Origin of the sequence: Erysipelatoclostridium sp. An173, from assembly GCF_002160495.1 — a bacterium.
In the GTDB taxonomy this organism is placed as follows: Bacteria; Bacillota_I; Bacilli_A; order Erysipelotrichales; family Coprobacillaceae; genus Thomasclavelia; species Thomasclavelia merdavium.
Window position 1 is genome coordinate 39019 of record NZ_NFKR01000018.1, and the last position, 14913, is coordinate 53931.

A 14913-nucleotide genomic window follows, 5' to 3' on the forward strand; every position below is an offset into this window, starting at 1 on the left:
TTTAAAATGGTATGTTATACTAAAAGGGAAAATAAGGGGTAATATTAAATATAAAATAGGAGTGAATCAAATGGAAGATTTAATTATTATTGGAGCTGGACCGGCAGGAATGAGTGCCTGTTTATATGCTACTAGAGCTGGTGCTAGTGTTTTAATGTTAGATGCTGGAGCACCAGGAGGAAAACTTAACGTTAGTGCTGAAATTGAAAACTATCCAGGTCAAAAAAAGAAAACAGGACCTGAATTAGCTTATGAAATGTACGAACATTCATTATCATTTGGTGGAAAACAAGTTTTTGGAGAAGTAACTAAAATAATAGATCATGGTGACTATAAAGAAGTAGTAACTACTGATAATACTTATCAGGCAAAAGCAGTATTAATTGCTACTGGAACTAAAGAAAGAAAAATGGGAATTGAAAATGAAGAAGAACTGACAGGACATGGTGTTTCTTATTGTGCTGTTTGTGATGGACCATTTTTTAAAGATGAAGAAGTAGCTGTTGTCGGTGGTGGAAACTCAGCGTTAGAAGAAGCCATCTATTTAACAAAGTTTGCTTCTAAAGTTCATTTAATTGTCCGCCGTGATGTATTTAGAGCTGATAAAATTATTCAAGATCATGTAAAAGCTAATGATAAAATTGAAATTCATTTTCTAAAAAAACCACATCATTTAATTGCTAAAGATAACAAAGTTGATAAATTAGCGTTAGAAGATTCTGTTACTGGTGAAATTAGTGAATTAGAAGTTAAGGGAGTTTTCCCATTTGTAGGATTAGATCCTGTAACTGATTTTGTTAAAGACTTAGGAATTACTGATGAAAATGGTTATATTATTACTAATGAATTAATGGAAACTAAAATTGATGGTATTTATGCTGCTGGTGATGTTCGTCAAAAAGTATTGCGTCAGGTTGTTACAGCAACAAATGATGGGGCAATCGTTGGTCAGCAAGTAGGGCAAAAATTAAGCAGATAATCATACACAGGTCTTTTGCGACCTGTGTTTTAGTAAGCTATGAAAGATTTTGATCAGTTAATGCAGGCAATACGCAAATGTCGTTATTGTAAAGATGATTTCAATCATGAATTTCATCCCGTAGTCTGGGGTCATCAAAATGCTAAGATCATGCAAATTGGACAAGCCCCTTCATATAAAGTAAATCAAAGTTTAGTTCCATTTAGCGATTTAAGTGGTAAACGGTTATTGCAATGGTACCAGATTAGTCAAGAAACTTTTTATAATCAAGATATTTTTTATCTAACGTCTTTAGCGCATTGTTATCCAGGAAAAGCAGCTAGTGGTGGTGATCGTCGACCACCAAAATGCTGTTATCAAAAATGGTTACATCAAGAAATGCAACTAGTTAATAATGAGATTTATATTATTATTGGCAGTTATAGTGCTAAACTGTTTTTTCCTGATAAAAAGCTTAGCGACCTGGTTTTTGAAAATCAAAAAACAAATGATAAACTAGCAATTGTTTTACCACATCCATCGCCTTTAAATATGCGTTGGTTTAAAGCAAATCCTGAATTTGAAAATAGGTTGGTAGAAATCCGAAAAATAATCGCTTTTTATTGTAATTGCAATTAATCAAGGTTTCTAGTAAAATAAGTTCAATAGTTTGGAGGGATTTTAATGGTAGATAACGAAATGTTTGCGACATTAAATCAAGATTTAGTGATTAAGGGAAAATTTTATGACAAAGAAAATTTACCTAGTCAAATTAGTAATGCCATTTATAGTTTTGGTAGTTTTGATGTTTTTGAAATATTGGCTTTTATTGATATCAGTGATGAATTAGATGGTAGTAAGGGAATGATAATAACACCAGAGGCTATATATTTTAAGTTTGGTCAAGCTGGATGTTTTAAATATCAAGATATTATTGCACTTTCGTTAGAAAAACATCGTCATGATCCCGTTATAAAAGCGGTTATTAAAACCAATGATAAAAATTATGCTTTTTCTAATAAAACGATCGATCCTGAAATTTTTGTTAATTTGTTATCAAAGATTACTGATTTAGATATAGAAATGATTATGACTAATCATGAAAAGGTTGCTTATTATGTACCAATTGTTTTACAGGATTTAGAAAATGATGAGTATGAAGATATTGAATTAACGTTAATAGAAAAAAATAAAATTCAGGAATTTTATCAGGATTTATCAATGATTGAACAATTAGATGATGAAAATTATCAATATGAGTTAGTGAATTTATGTCATCAAGCCCTTGCTTTTTTTGATGATCTAGGTCTTGATAGTGATGAAATTGATGAACTTGAAAAAGTAGAAGCAGTATTTAATCAAGCTGATCTAGAAGAAGAACAGAAAATTGAAAATGCTAAGAAATTTTATGATGATATGATGGATAAGTATCGTCACGGTGATAGTGAAATGTATGATCGAGTTAAAGGGATAATGAATCAATTTGGTATTGATGAAAATGAGTTGGCTGGTAAATCTACTGAAGAGATTGAAGATATTTTATGTAGTAAATTTGGAATTTCTAAAAGTATGATGGAAAAATTAGTACGTAAATTTAATGGTCAATAATGTTTATAATAAGTTCTAAGAAAATATTTTCTTAGAACTTATTTTTACCAATTAATGTAAATAAGTTGTGAAAATAGTGAAAATAAAATACACTTATAGATGTATTTTTGATAAAATATAAATAGAAAGTGAAGTGATATTATGGATCAAGTTGAAATTGTAATTGTAACTGGGATGTCTGGTGCTGGAAAGACAAGTGCTATGGCTTGTTTTGAAAACTTAGCATATCGCTGTATTGATAATTATCCGGTAGCATTGTTAACGGAGTTTGCAGAATTAGTACAGGACAATTCTAAATATCAAAGAGTTGCCATGGCAGTAAGTCTTGATGATGCTTTAAAAGCAATTCGTTTATTATCTAATATTGATTGGATTCACTTAACTGTAGTATTTTTGGATTGTGATGATGAAGTTTTGGTTAAAAGATATAAGGAAACAAGAAGAACACATCCATTATTAATTTCTAATAAAGCATCTTCTTTAATAGAAGCAATCGAATTTGAAAGAAGATTAGCAGAACCGATTTCTAGATTGGCTAATTTATTAATAGATACTACAAAATTAAAAGGAGCTAGATTCCAGGATTTATTAGAAGATTATTTTAGTAAAGGAAAAGTAGATCCATTTAGAATTACATTTGTTTCTTTCGGGTATAAACATGGAGTACCTAAAGATGCTGATTTATTATTTGATGTTCGTTTTTTACCTAATCCTTTTTATGTAGAAGAATTACGTAATTTAACAGGCAATGATAAAGCAGTTTATGATTATGTAATTGAAAAAGAAGAGACCCAGATATTTATTAAGAAAATGCTGGATTTATTAGATTATTTATTAAATGAATATGATAAAGAAGGAAAAATGCATTTAATTGTTGGAATTGGCTGTACTGGCGGGCAACATCGTTCAGTTTCTTTGACTAACTATTTTGCTGATCATTATAGTAAATATTATCAGGTGCATCGTTTGCATCGCGATGCTGATCATTAATAAAAATGGTATCTTTTTCACGAGTTGTCAAAGAGGAAGTTGTATTTAATGATTTTGAATCGTGTTGTCAAAGGGCAATGCTTTGTGCAGTTATTAAAATAAATGGTGTTTTATCTTTATCAAATAGTGGGCTTTCTTTAACGATTAGAACAGAAAATGCTAAAATTGCTTCAAAAATTCATAAGATGTTAAAAGAAGAATACGATCCGCAAATTGAGTTTTTGGTATCTCGAAAGATGAAACTAAAGAAAAATAATGTTTATATTTTAAGAGTTACTAAAGCAAGGGAGATACTGGATGATTTATCTTTACTACAAGGATTAGGTTTTAGTCAAATACCTAATCCTAAAATAATTAAAAAAGATTGCTGTAAACGAGCATATTTAGCAGGAGCTTTTTTATCATGTGGTAGTGTAAATAACCCTGAAACTTCTAATTATCATCTAGAAATGAGTTTTAATGAAGAAGATTATGCTAAGTTTATTGCTGATTTGATTAATTCCTATGAATTAAACGCAAAGGTTATTAAACGTCGTAATAAGTATGTTGTATATTTAAAATCATCAGAAAAGATTGGAGATTTTTTAAGAGCTATTGGTGCTAGTCAATCAGTAATGAATTTTGAAAGTACTAGAATAGATCGGAATATGTCAAATACAGTAAATCGCTGGAATAATTGTGATATAGCTAATGAGGTAAAAACATTAGCTACGGCTAATCGTCAGTTACAAGATATTGAAATAATTGAGATGTTTTCTGGGTTAGATATGTTAGATGAAAAAACTAGAAATGTAGCAATGATAAGAAAAGAAAATCCGGAGTATTCTTTAAATGAATTAACGGAAGCTTATTATGAAAAAACTGGAGAAACAATTAGTAAATCTGGTTTGCATCATCGATTTAAAAAAATTAGTGATGAAGCCAAAAGGTTGATCCAGATGGAGAGTGATTAAATGGATAAAATAGAAGTAAGATTTGGTCATCGAATCAAAGAATTACGTGTAAAACAAGGAATTTCTCAAGAAGAGTTAGCTTTTCGGTGCGGTTTATCAAAAAACTATATTTCTGATGTTGAGCGTGGTACACGTAATATTTCTTTAAAATCAATTGAAAAAATTTCCAAGGGTTTTTCAGTTAATATCAAAGAATTATTTGATTTTAAATAATAAATATGTATGATATAGATGTAAAGGAGTTGATTTGATTGCCAATATATTATGCGATTTTAATAATTTTGATTATCTTTGTAATATTAAGTTTAATCTTTAATATATTAACTAGTCCGATTACCTGGATAATTATTGCTGCTTTATTAATTTATTCGGCAATAAAAAAGCGTACATATGCTAAAAAAGTTGAAAAATATCAAGAAGAATTAAAAAGAAAAGCTGAAGAACAAGAAAAGGCATATTATAGCCAACAGCAATATCGTCGTGGTAGTGAAGATATTATTGATGTTGACTACAAAGAATTTGAGGATGACTAAGATCATCCTTTTTTATAAACAAAAAATCTACCAATTGGTAGATTTATTGATAACTCTTAAATTCTTTCTTTAATAATAACCAGGCAATTATACTAGCAATCGTTTCAGCGATAACAAAAGTAGCCCATACCCCATTTAAACCAACTAACTGTAATAAAACGTATGATAATGGTAAAGTAATGATAAATTGTCTTAATAGTGAGATAGTTAAAGAATTGCGGCCATTACCTAATGCTTCAAATACCCCAGAAATAACAACGCCAATAGTTGATACAATAAAACTAAATGAAATTATTCTTAAACCACTAATACCAATTTTCAATAATTCATCAGTTGCACTAAACCATGATAAAATTGGTTCTGGGAAAACAAAGAAGAGGACTGTTCCTAAAGATAAAATAATACCATTACAAATAATTGAAACTTTGATAATTTCTTTAACCCGATTAAGGTGATTAGCACCAAAGTTATAACTGATTAGTGGTCGCATTCCTTGAATTAAACCGTTTGCTGGCATATAAATAAATGATTGTAGTTTATAATAAACTCCAAAAAAGGCAATTGCACTTTGAGATACGGTTGCTAAAATACCATTTAATAAAGAAACTAATAATGATGGTAATCCTTGCATTATTCCAGAAGGAATACCAATAGAATAGATTTTAATGATCGTTTGTTTATTTAACTTAAAATTCTTAAATGAAATTTTTAAATCCGATGTTTTAATAAATAAAATAATAGCTAGTAAACAAGCAGTCATTTGACCGATTATTGTAGCAATTGCAGCTCCAGCAACACCCATTTCAAAATAACCATTAATACCAAAAATTAAAATTGGATCAAGAATTATATTAATGATAGCTCCAATTCCTTGAAGAAACATAGGGATAATCATATTACCAGTAGCCTGGAACATCTTTTCAATGGTAATGTGAATTATTGAACCGAAAGTAAAAGTAATAACAATACTTCCATAAGTGATACCATATTGTAAAACTAATGGGTCATTAGTAAATAACATAAAGAACGGTTTCATCAAAAAGATACCCATTAGGACAAATAGTAAAGAATGGAATAAAGCTAAAACAATACCATGATCACAGATATTATTGGCTTCATTATTTTGCTTGGCACCTAGGCTTTTAGCAATCAAGGCATTAATAGCAACTCCAATACCGACTGAACAGGCTAGTGATAGATTTTGCAGGGGATAGGCAAGTGATAAAGCAGTTAAAGCTTCTTCACCTATTTTAGCGACAAAAATACTATCAACAATGTTATACAAAGATTGGATCAGCATGGAAATCATCGGTGGGATTGCCATTTTCATCAATAATGGAAAAACGGGTTTACTCGCCATTTCATTATATGTTTGATTCATAAAATTCCTCCTAAAAAAAGAGCTATAGTTCTCGTTTAATAATCAGAAACGAGAAAATCTATAGCTCTAAAAGTTTTATTCTTTCAATAGCTATCATATATTATCTTAATCTTATTTACTTGTCAATAAGTTATCTTTTTTTAAACAGCTTATTAGTGCGTTTATAATTTGCTTATCATAATGAGTTGATTCAAATTGTTTTAAAATTGTGATAGCTTCATTAACTTCCATACTGCCACAATATGGCCGGCTAGTAACTAAGGCATCATAAGCGTCTGCTACAGCAATAATTTTAGCTCCTAAATTTATTTTATCACCAGCAAGTCCTTGGGGATAACCGCTGCCATCGATTCTTTCATGGTGTTGGAAAACCATTTGACTAGCTTCATTACTAAGAATATCTTTGATCATTTGATATGATATTTGAGGATGTTTTTTAATAATTTCTTTTTCTTGATCGTTTAAGGGACCGGGTTTTAATAAAATTTCAGTTGGAATAGCTATTTTTCCTACGTCATGAAAACAAGCGGCATAAAATAAATCAGATAATAAATTATTATGAATATTTAATTCATCAGCAATTTTCATTGTTAATTGCTGGACTCGTAAACAATGCTCTTTAGTTTTGACATCTTTTTGATGCAGTTTTGTAAGAATATTGGATAATTGTTCTAATTGATCCATTTTTTGATTAAAACCTTGATAATTACAAATAACTAAGATAACAGTATCTTCAATTGCTTTAAAAAGATGATTATTGCTTTTATTTGTTAAAGTTAAAGTATCATTATTAGATAATATTAACGGCTTTTCTTGATAATAATCAACAGCTATTTTACCAGTTAAAATAAAAATATTTTTAACACTTTCTGATTTATAAACAGGTTTAATGATATCAAAAGTATTAGCCTTTAAATTTCCTTTAATAATTTCTAAATTAGGGTTTGAATATAATAGTTCAAAACTATTACCATTAAAAATAGTTTTTTTTGGTTGAATATTATTATTTTTTATTTCCATAATGTGTTCCTCTTAACAGTAAATTGTAACTAATGAATTTTATGATGTCAATTTATAACCTTTTATTTTATGGTTGTTATCGTTATAATTAACAATAGGGACTGTTGTTTTGATGGAACTGTTATTGTATGATAGTCGCATATTTTAAAGTAGTTGAAGGAGGATTAGTAATTTAAATAAAATTATGAAAAAGATAAAAGAAATTGTTGTAGTTGAAGGAAAAACAGATACGGCTTTATTAAAAGAGTTATTTGAAGTTGATACAATTGAAACTCATGGATTAGCTTTAGATGATAAGACAATGGCATTAATTAAAGAAGCTAGTAAAAAAAGAGGGATTATTGTACTTACTGATCCTGATTTTCCTGGTAAAAAGATTCGTGATCAAATTCAAAAAGAAATACCTGAATGTAAACATGCTTTTGTTGCTAAAAAAGATGCTGTAGGTAAAAAGAAGTTAGGGATTGCTGAAGCTAAAAAAGAAGCAGTTATTGCAGCGATTGAAAATGTAGTAACATTTGATGCTAATAAAGAAAGTATTACTTGGAAAGAGTTTATTGATTTAGATATTATTGGTAATAAACAAAGAAGATTAGCAGTATATGATTTGTTTAATTTAGGATATGGGAATGTAAAGACGTTATTTAAAAGGTTAAATATGGTAGGAATTACTAAAGAAGAGATATTAAGGAGATTAGCAGATGAAAATTGCAAGTCATAATGGATTTGATTTTGTTGTTAGTGATGTATTTAAAGGGGAATATTTAAATGCACTTATTGATAACTTAAAAGTTAAATATCAAAATAACTTTGATGACTATAATGAAGTATATCATTGTAATGAGTTAATTCATAAACTACAAAAAGATCCTGATATAAAAGTAGAATATCATCTTATGTATAAAGATAAGCAATGCTTGGGAATAGCAATGATTTCGTCAGGAAAGATTGATTCAATAAAATTTTTTGATCAGGAATTTTTCAAAACTAATGATAATGATATTGTTTTAAATTATTTTCATATATCGCCATTAGGACGTGGAAATGGTACTTATTGGTTAAAAGAAATCATCTTACCATATTATCAAAATAAAGAATATATGTATTTAAAATCATCACATCCTCAGGCTTTTAGTCTATATCAACGTTTAGGACAAGAAATCGGCAGTTATACAACAGTAAGCGATAATGGTGATTTTAAAAGAAATGGTAAAATTTTTAGAATAAGGGTATAAAGTAAAAATGAAAGATATTGCAACTATAGCTACAACAAAAGAAATATTAGAAAAATATCAATTAGGAGCATTAAAGAAATTTGGTCAAAACTTTTTAATCGATATCAATATTATTGATAAGATCATAACAAGTGTGGATATCAATAAAAAAACAGCAGTTATCGAAGTTGGTCCAGGAATAGGGGCATTAACACAAAGATTAGCTTTACAAAGTGGCAAAGTAATTAGCTTTGAAATCGATGAACGTTTTAAACCAGTTTATCGTGATTATTTGAATTTTGATAATTTGAATATTATTTTTGGTGATTTTATGGAACAGGATATTGCCAAAGTTGTTTTAGATTTGAGAGAGGAATTTGACCAAGTATATTTAATTGCTAATTTGCCATATTATATTACTACTCCGATTGTTGAAAAAGTTCTTTTGAGTAATTGTAAAATTGATAGAATTGTTGTAATGATTCAAAAAGAAGTGGCTTTAAAAATGACAGGATCATTAAAAAATCCTCTAATGATGATGATTGAAGATATGGGATCAATTGATTATTTATTTACAGTTAGTAAAAACGTTTTTATCCCGGCACCACACGTTGATTCAGCAGTTATTGCTATTGATATAAAAAAAGAAGCTGATTTAAAGTTGTATGAAGTATTAAAGGTTTGTTTTAAACAAAGAAGAAAGACAATTTTAAATAATTTAAAACAACATTATGATAATGCCCAGGAGATTTTAGATAATGCTAAGATAGAAAGCAGTAAAAGAAGTGAAGAATTAGCGTTGGAAGATTTTAAAAATATCACCAAATTTATTTAATTTCATATAATAAAGTGGTGATTATAGATGAAAATAGGTGATATTGTTTGTCGAAAAAAATATGGAAAAGATATTTGTTTTCGCATTACAGATATAAAAGATGGAATCTATTATTTAACGGGGATTGAATATCGCTTAATAGCTGATAGTGAAGAAAGTGATTTGGAGTTAAGTGATTTTAGTAGTGAGAAAAATGATATTTTAGTTGAAAATAAACCATGTTTAAAAGGTAGTGTTTTACACATTGATGGGGATAAAGATTATTTAAAAATGTGTTTAAAGAAGTATAAAGAATTTAATATTAATGTTCATGGTTATTATATGAAAGAAACTGAAATTAAAGAAAAAATCATTCCTTTACTAGAAAAACATCGCCCTAATTTGTTAGTTATTACTGGACATGATGCGATGAAGAAAAATGGTAATCGTCATGATATTAATTGTTATTTACATTCAAAAGATTTTGTTGAGGCAATTAGACAAGCACGTTTATATGAAGATGATAAAGATAGTTTAATTATTTTTGCAGGTGCTTGTCAGTCATATTATGAATTATTATTAGCTAGCGGTGCCAATTTTGCTTCAAGTCCTAGTCGCAAAAATATTCATGCTTTAGATCCAGTATTTGTTGTTAGTCAAATAGCCAATGCAAGTATAAAAAACTATGTTGATTTAGAAAAAATTGTGGCTAAAACATCTAATAAGCAATTAGGTATTGGTGGTATTGATACTAGAGGAGTGGCACGTAAAATTTATCCAGCAAGTAGGTGAAGTAATGAAAATAAGAGCATATGCAAAAATTAATTTAGCGTTAGATGTAATTAGAAAAAGAGAAGATGGTTATCATGAATTAGAAATGATAATGGCACCAATTACACTACATGATTTAATTTATATTAATATTATTGATAGTGGTATTGAAATAGCTTCAAATAGTAAAATTATGCCAACTGATAATCGGAATATTATGTATAAAGTGGCCGCTTTGATGAAAGAACGTTATCAGATAAAAAAAGGTGTTAAGATTTTTGTTTATAAACATATTCCAACTCAAGCCGGATTGGCTGGAGGAAGCAGTGATGGCGCAGCAGTAATTAAAGCGATGAATCAATTATTTCATTTAAATTTAACATTGGAGCAAATGGCATCATTAGGTAAAGAAGTAGGGGCTGATATTCCATTTTGTATTTATCAAAAAATTGCTTTTGTTCAAGGAATTGGAGAGCGATTAGAATTTATAGAACATCCATTTAATTGTAAAGTATTATTAGTAAAACCTAAACGAGGTGTTTCTACTAAAAAATGTTTTAATAGTCTTGATTTAACAAAAGCCAGCCACCAAGATTGTCGGTTGATGATCAAAGGAATTGAAGAAAATGATTATCAGACAGTAATTGATAATCTTCAAAATACATTAGAGGCTCCTTCAATTGATATGGTGCCAGAAATTGAACAAATAAAAAAAGAATTAATGGAATTAGGTTTTGATGGAGCTTTAATGTCGGGAAGCGGATCGACTGTTTTTGGTTTAACTCGTGATGAAGAAATACTGGAAAATGGCTATAATTTTTTTAGAGGAAAGTATTATTTTGTCAGAAAAACTGAAATATTAAATGAATTATAAACTAAATATTAGAAAAGAGATACAATTTATCGCTAGTTTTTAGCTTTTTTCCTTTAACTAATGTTAATTTTTTGTTATTATGTTGTTGAAAAAAGAGGTGTGAAAATGAGAATATATGCGGTAGTAATGGCAGCTGGTAAAGGAACCAGAATGAAATCTGATAAACCTAAAGTTGTTCATGAGGTTTTGTATAAGCCAATGATCAATCATATTGTTGATGAATTGAAACAGGTTGGCGTAGATGAGATTTATGTTATCGTTGGTCATAAAGCAAATGAAGTTGAAAAATTATTAGATGATGTCAATATTGTTTATCAACATCAGCAGTTAGGAACTGGACATGCATTAATGCAATGCAAAGAAGCTTTAGCCAATAAAGAAGGAACTACAGTTGTTTTAAATGGAGATGCTCCACTTATTACTAGTAAAACATTACAAGATTTAATTGCTTATCATAATGATAATCATTTAAAGGGAACTATTATGACTTGTGATTGTGATTTAGATAAAAAATTTGGTCGTGTAATTCGTGAAAACGATCAGGTTAAAGGTATTGTAGAATTTAAAGATTGTACTCCTGAACAAATTCAAATTAGTGAGATGAATTGTGGAGAATACTGTTTTGACAACCAGGCTTTATTCCAGGCATTAGAAAAAGTTACTAACAACAATGCTCAAAACGAATATTATATTACTGATGTTATCGAAATTATGAATAACGACAACTTAAAAGTTGGTGGTTATAAAATTGCTGATTTAGCTGAAGTCGGTGGTATTAATGATCGCGTTGAATTAGCTGAGGCTACTAAAACATTACAGTTAAAAGTAAACAAACAGCATTTATTAAATGGTGTTAATATTATCGATATTAATAATACTTATATTGGTGTTGATGTTGAAATCGGTAGTGATACAACAATTGAACCAGGATGTATTATTAAAGGTAAAACAAAGATTGGCAATAATTGTCATATAGGTCCTTATTGTGAATTTGATAATGTTGAAATCAAAGATAATGTAGAAATTAAATTCTCAGTTATTTCTGATTCTATTATTGAAAATGGCGTTGATATTGGACCATTTGCAAGACTTAGAACAAATTGTCATATTATGGAAAATGCTCATATGGGTAACTTTGTAGAAATGAAAAAAGCTGTTTTTGGAAAAGGAAGCAAGGCTTCACATTTAACATATGTTGGCGATGCAACAGTTGGAAGCAACGTTAACATGGGTTGTGGAACTATAACATCTAATTATGATGGTAAAAATAAATATCAAACTATTATCGGTGATAATGCATTTATTGGATGTAATAGTAATCTAGTGGCACCAGTATCAGTTGGTGCAAATGCTTATGTCGCTGCTGGATCAACAATTACTGATCAAGTTAATGACGACGCTATGGCAATCGCTAGAGCAAGACAAGTAAATAAAGAAGGTTACGCTAAGGTATTAGAAGAAAAGAGAAATCAAAAAGGAAAATAGGAGAATAAGATGAAGAACAAAATTACTGTTTTTTCGTTATCAGCTAGTAAAGAATTAGCTAATGATATTGCAGAAAAATTAGGAACTAAAGTAGGAAAAAGTAAAGTACATCATTTTGCAGATGGTGAAATTTTGGTTGAAATTGATGAATCAGTACGTGGAAAAGATGTTTTTATTGTTCAATCAACTTCAAATCCAGTTACTGAAAATTTAATGGAAATCTTAGTTTTAGTTGATGCTTTAAAAAGAGCTTCAGCTAAAGAAATTACAGCTATTATTCCATATTTTGGATATGCAAGACAAGATCGTAAAGCTAAACCAAGACAACCAATTACTTCAAAATTAGTTGCTGATTTATTAACGGTAGCAGGGGTAACACGTGTTGTTACTGTTGACTTACATGCAGCTCAAATTCAGGGATTCTTTGATATTCCTGTTGATGAAATGCAAGCATTACCATTAATTTCTAATTATTTTAAAAGAAAAAATATGGAAGATATTTGTGTTGTTTCTCCAGATCATGGTGGAGCAACTCGCGCTCGTAAATTAGCAGTAGCTTTAGATGCACCAGTAGCTATTATTGATAAAAGAAGACCTAAACCAAATGTAGCAGAAATCATGGGGGTATTAGGTGATGTATCAGGTAAAAACTGTATCATGATTGATGATATGATTGATACAGGTGGTACAATTGTTGCGGGAATTGAAATGTTAAAAGAAAAAGGTGCTAAATCAATTTCTGTAGCTTGTACGCATCCAGTTTTCTCTGGACCAGCAGTTGAAAGACTACAAAACTCATCTGCTGATGAAGTAGTTGTTACAGATACAATTAAATTACCAGAAGAAAAAATGTTTTCTAAATTAAAAATCGTTTCTGTAGCTGGGTTACTAGCTAAAACAATCGAAAATATTGAAAACTGCTTACCGGTTTCTGATGTTTTCCAAATGTTTGATTTTGATAAATAAAAAAAATTAGCTATTATTTAATCATTGATTAAATAATAGCTTTTTTCTACAATTTACTAAATGTTTCAATATTTTTGTTATAGAAACGCTGTACCATATTGATAACCCAGTTTTGCTTATCTTTACGATAATAAGAAATAACATATCCAAGGACAATTAACCCACCCAAGAAAGCACAGATCATATCAGTTAAAGAATCATGAACTCCAGTAGAATAATGATTGATACAATCATTATTAAAGAAAATTAACATTCCATATTCATAGAATTCCCATATAACAGCAACAGATAAATTAACAGCAACAATAAAAATTAAAAAGATAATGTAATCCTGTTTATTGCTAATATGTGTTTGCTTTTTAATAAGAGTAAAAATAAAAACAGCAAAAATACTAGCAAGAATACCGCTGAAAAAATGAACAATTTTATCAAAATATGCGACATGATAGCCACCTAAACAGCTACCAATTAAAGATGCAAAATAGATAAAGACTACGTTCAATATTTTGACTTCATCGGTCATTTTGATTTTTAAAATGTGCATAAGCGCTGGGAAAAGCCACGGTGTTAAACAAGCAACGATTCCCATATAAAAAGCCTGTTGATTACCATTTAGATAATTATAAATAAATGATCCTGCTAAAGTAATAATATAAATACCGGTCATTAAATAAAATACTAATTTGCTACTTGTTTTTTTCATCTGCCCATCTCCTCGTATAATATGTTTTTAATGATGGATTTTCAACTTATTTAAATAGATAATGTATGGTTTATATCATCTTTGATGATTTTGCAAGGTATTAATTATGGTAAGTCATTAACCTATTTTAACAGCTATGATAGCTTTTTTGGTTTAATTTAGTTGAAATAATAAATGGATTATTTTATTGTTCTCTTTTAAGGATAACATACTTTTTAATGTTTATCACGTTAATTATTAATGTTTTAAAGTTGTTATATACGCTAATCATATCTATTTTGCTAAAAAAGTTTATATTTAATTGAAAAAAATTATCTCTTTTGTTTAGTTGAAACAATTTATTATTGCAATATTAAACTAATAAGGGTAATATAGTTAGCGTAAACTAACTATAATTTATATAAAGGAGCATGACATGCAATTAACAAAAGAAAAACTAACATACTTACTTTTTTTATACGATTATAAGGATAAAGGCTATACGATTACTAGAATTGCTCAGGAAATGAATATATCCAAATCAACAATTAGTCGTGTTATAAAAGTCAAGATAATTTGACCAATTTGTTGCAATTAAGTGTTCTCAGTTTTTTTAGGATTTAATTTATCTTTGATTCGATAAGATGGACCTGTGATATTAAAT

At 28.9% G+C, this 14913-nt stretch carries 18 protein-coding genes; 15 read left to right on the plus strand and 3 right to left on the minus strand.

Annotated elements, in window-relative coordinates:
• Window positions 1–70 precede the first annotated feature (70 nt).
• The 7 genes from trxB (at window position 71) to B5F09_RS08920 (ending at window position 5042) form a co-directional block, all read left to right on the plus strand.
• Window positions 71–979: a thioredoxin-disulfide reductase gene (gene trxB, locus B5F09_RS08890; RefSeq protein WP_087298705.1), complete on the plus strand. Its 909-nt coding sequence runs from the start codon at window positions 71–73 to the stop codon at window positions 977–979.
• A gap of 39 nt (window positions 980–1018) precedes the next feature.
• Window positions 1019–1597 carry a uracil-DNA glycosylase family protein gene (locus tag B5F09_RS08895; RefSeq protein WP_087373689.1) on the plus strand — a complete coding sequence of 193 codons (579 nt, stop codon included), beginning with the start codon at window positions 1019–1021 and terminating at the stop codon, window positions 1595–1597.
• A gap of 45 nt (window positions 1598–1642) precedes the next feature.
• A complete protein-coding gene (locus B5F09_RS08900) occupies window positions 1643–2566 on the plus strand; it encodes a hypothetical protein (protein ID WP_087373691.1) in 924 nt (307 codons plus the stop codon).
• Between the two features lie 141 nt (window positions 2567–2707).
• Window positions 2708–3556: an RNase adapter RapZ gene (gene rapZ / locus B5F09_RS08905; RefSeq protein ID WP_087373693.1), complete on the plus strand. Its 849-nt coding sequence runs from the start codon at window positions 2708–2710 to the stop codon at window positions 3554–3556.
• 5 nt (window positions 3557–3561) lie between these two features.
• Window positions 3562–4509 carry a DNA-binding protein WhiA gene (gene whiA, locus B5F09_RS08910; protein WP_087298701.1) on the plus strand — a complete coding sequence of 316 codons (948 nt, stop codon included), beginning with the start codon at window positions 3562–3564 and terminating at the stop codon, window positions 4507–4509.
• A complete protein-coding gene (locus B5F09_RS08915; protein ID WP_087298700.1) occupies window positions 4510–4722 on the plus strand; it encodes a helix-turn-helix domain-containing protein in 213 nt (70 codons plus the stop codon).
• Window positions 4723–4760: 38 nt separating this feature from the next.
• Window positions 4761–5042, plus strand: coding sequence for a hypothetical protein (locus tag B5F09_RS08920; RefSeq protein WP_087298699.1), 282 nt, complete (start codon window positions 4761–4763; stop codon window positions 5040–5042).
• A 43-nt stretch (window positions 5043–5085) separates the two neighbouring features.
• On the opposite strand, the gene B5F09_RS08925 is transcribed toward B5F09_RS08920, so the two are convergent.
• Both B5F09_RS08925 and B5F09_RS08930 read right to left on the minus strand, forming a co-directional pair.
• Window positions 5086–6423: an MATE family efflux transporter gene (locus B5F09_RS08925; protein ID WP_087373695.1), complete on the minus strand. Its 1338-nt coding sequence runs from the start codon at window positions 6421–6423 to the stop codon at window positions 5086–5088.
• 111 nt (window positions 6424–6534) lie between these two features.
• A complete protein-coding gene (locus tag B5F09_RS08930; protein WP_087373697.1) occupies window positions 6535–7443 on the minus strand; it encodes an HD-GYP domain-containing protein in 909 nt (302 codons plus the stop codon).
• A gap of 184 nt (window positions 7444–7627) precedes the next feature.
• Here B5F09_RS08930 and rnmV point away from each other — a divergent pair, with 184 nt between their 5' ends.
• The 7 genes from rnmV to B5F09_RS08965 all read left to right on the plus strand — a co-directional run bounded on the left by rnmV (window position 7628) and on the right by B5F09_RS08965 (window position 13567).
• Window positions 7628–8164 (plus strand): ribonuclease M5, encoded by a 537-nt coding sequence (gene rnmV / locus B5F09_RS08935; protein ID WP_087298696.1) that lies wholly within the window; start codon window positions 7628–7630, stop codon window positions 8162–8164.
• Entirely contained in the window at window positions 8145–8678 is a 534-nt protein-coding gene (locus tag B5F09_RS08940) for a hypothetical protein (RefSeq protein ID WP_087373698.1), read from the plus strand. Before rnmV ends, B5F09_RS08940 begins: the two co-directional genes overlap by 20 nt.
• Before the next feature lie 7 nt (window positions 8679–8685).
• Complete coding sequence (rsmA, locus tag B5F09_RS08945) at window positions 8686–9492, plus strand: 16S rRNA (adenine(1518)-N(6)/adenine(1519)-N(6))-dimethyltransferase RsmA (RefSeq protein ID WP_087373700.1); 807 nt, start codon at window positions 8686–8688, stop codon at window positions 9490–9492.
• A 27-nt stretch (window positions 9493–9519) separates the two neighbouring features.
• Window positions 9520–10263 (plus strand): sporulation peptidase YabG, encoded by a 744-nt coding sequence (locus tag B5F09_RS08950; protein ID WP_087373702.1) that lies wholly within the window; start codon window positions 9520–9522, stop codon window positions 10261–10263.
• A gap of 4 nt (window positions 10264–10267) precedes the next feature.
• Entirely contained in the window at window positions 10268–11116 is an 849-nt protein-coding gene (gene ispE / locus B5F09_RS08955; protein ID WP_087373704.1) for a 4-(cytidine 5'-diphospho)-2-C-methyl-D-erythritol kinase, read from the plus strand.
• A 105-nt stretch (window positions 11117–11221) separates the two neighbouring features.
• Window positions 11222–12601, plus strand: a complete 1380-nt coding sequence (glmU, locus tag B5F09_RS08960; RefSeq protein WP_087373706.1) for a bifunctional UDP-N-acetylglucosamine diphosphorylase/glucosamine-1-phosphate N-acetyltransferase GlmU — start codon at window positions 11222–11224, stop codon at window positions 12599–12601.
• 9 nt (window positions 12602–12610) lie between these two features.
• Window positions 12611–13567 (plus strand): ribose-phosphate pyrophosphokinase, encoded by a 957-nt coding sequence (locus tag B5F09_RS08965; RefSeq protein WP_087298690.1) that lies wholly within the window; start codon window positions 12611–12613, stop codon window positions 13565–13567.
• A gap of 46 nt (window positions 13568–13613) precedes the next feature.
• On the opposite strand, the gene B5F09_RS08970 is transcribed toward B5F09_RS08965, so the two are convergent.
• Window positions 13614–14270, minus strand: coding sequence for a hypothetical protein (locus tag B5F09_RS08970; protein WP_239404299.1), 657 nt, complete (start codon window positions 14268–14270; stop codon window positions 13614–13616).
• A 415-nt stretch (window positions 14271–14685) separates the two neighbouring features.
• Here B5F09_RS08970 and B5F09_RS08975 point away from each other — a divergent pair, with 415 nt between their 5' ends.
• Window positions 14686–14829: a helix-turn-helix domain-containing protein gene (locus tag B5F09_RS08975; protein ID WP_087373708.1), complete on the plus strand. Its 144-nt coding sequence runs from the start codon at window positions 14686–14688 to the stop codon at window positions 14827–14829.
• Window positions 14830–14913 lie beyond the last annotated feature (84 nt).

Bases quoted from the DNA above. Each gene is read 5' to 3' on its own strand.
- trxB (WP_087298705.1), top strand. From the start codon at position 71: ATGGAAGATTTAATTATTATTGGAGCTGGACCGGCAGGAATGAGTGCC.
- B5F09_RS08895 (WP_087373689.1), top strand. From the start codon at position 1,019: ATGAAAGATTTTGATCAGTTAATGCAGGCAATACGCAAATGTCGTTAT.
- B5F09_RS08900 (WP_087373691.1), top strand. From the start codon at position 1,643: ATGGTAGATAACGAAATGTTTGCGACATTAAATCAAGATTTAGTGATT.
- rapZ (WP_087373693.1), top strand. From the start codon at position 2,708: ATGGATCAAGTTGAAATTGTAATTGTAACTGGGATGTCTGGTGCTGGA.
- whiA (WP_087298701.1), top strand. From the start codon at position 3,562: ATGGTATCTTTTTCACGAGTTGTCAAAGAGGAAGTTGTATTTAATGAT.
- B5F09_RS08915 (WP_087298700.1), top strand. From the start codon at position 4,510: ATGGATAAAATAGAAGTAAGATTTGGTCATCGAATCAAAGAATTACGT.
- B5F09_RS08925 (WP_087373695.1), bottom strand. From the start codon at position 6,423: ATGAATCAAACATATAATGAAATGGCGAGTAAACCCGTTTTTCCATTA.
- B5F09_RS08930 (WP_087373697.1), bottom strand. From the start codon at position 7,443: ATGGAAATAAAAAATAATAATATTCAACCAAAAAAAACTATTTTTAAT.
- rnmV (WP_087298696.1), top strand. From the start codon at position 7,628: ATGAAAAAGATAAAAGAAATTGTTGTAGTTGAAGGAAAAACAGATACG.
- B5F09_RS08940 (WP_087373698.1), top strand. From the start codon at position 8,145: ATGAAAATTGCAAGTCATAATGGATTTGATTTTGTTGTTAGTGATGTA.
- rsmA (WP_087373700.1), top strand. From the start codon at position 8,686: ATGAAAGATATTGCAACTATAGCTACAACAAAAGAAATATTAGAAAAA.
- B5F09_RS08950 (WP_087373702.1), top strand. From the start codon at position 9,520: ATGAAAATAGGTGATATTGTTTGTCGAAAAAAATATGGAAAAGATATT.
- ispE (WP_087373704.1), top strand. From the start codon at position 10,268: ATGAAAATAAGAGCATATGCAAAAATTAATTTAGCGTTAGATGTAATT.
- glmU (WP_087373706.1), top strand. From the start codon at position 11,222: ATGAGAATATATGCGGTAGTAATGGCAGCTGGTAAAGGAACCAGAATG.
- B5F09_RS08965 (WP_087298690.1), top strand. From the start codon at position 12,611: ATGAAGAACAAAATTACTGTTTTTTCGTTATCAGCTAGTAAAGAATTA.
- B5F09_RS08970 (WP_239404299.1), bottom strand. From the start codon at position 14,270: ATGAAAAAAACAAGTAGCAAATTAGTATTTTATTTAATGACCGGTATT.
- B5F09_RS08975 (WP_087373708.1), top strand. From the start codon at position 14,686: ATGCAATTAACAAAAGAAAAACTAACATACTTACTTTTTTTATACGAT.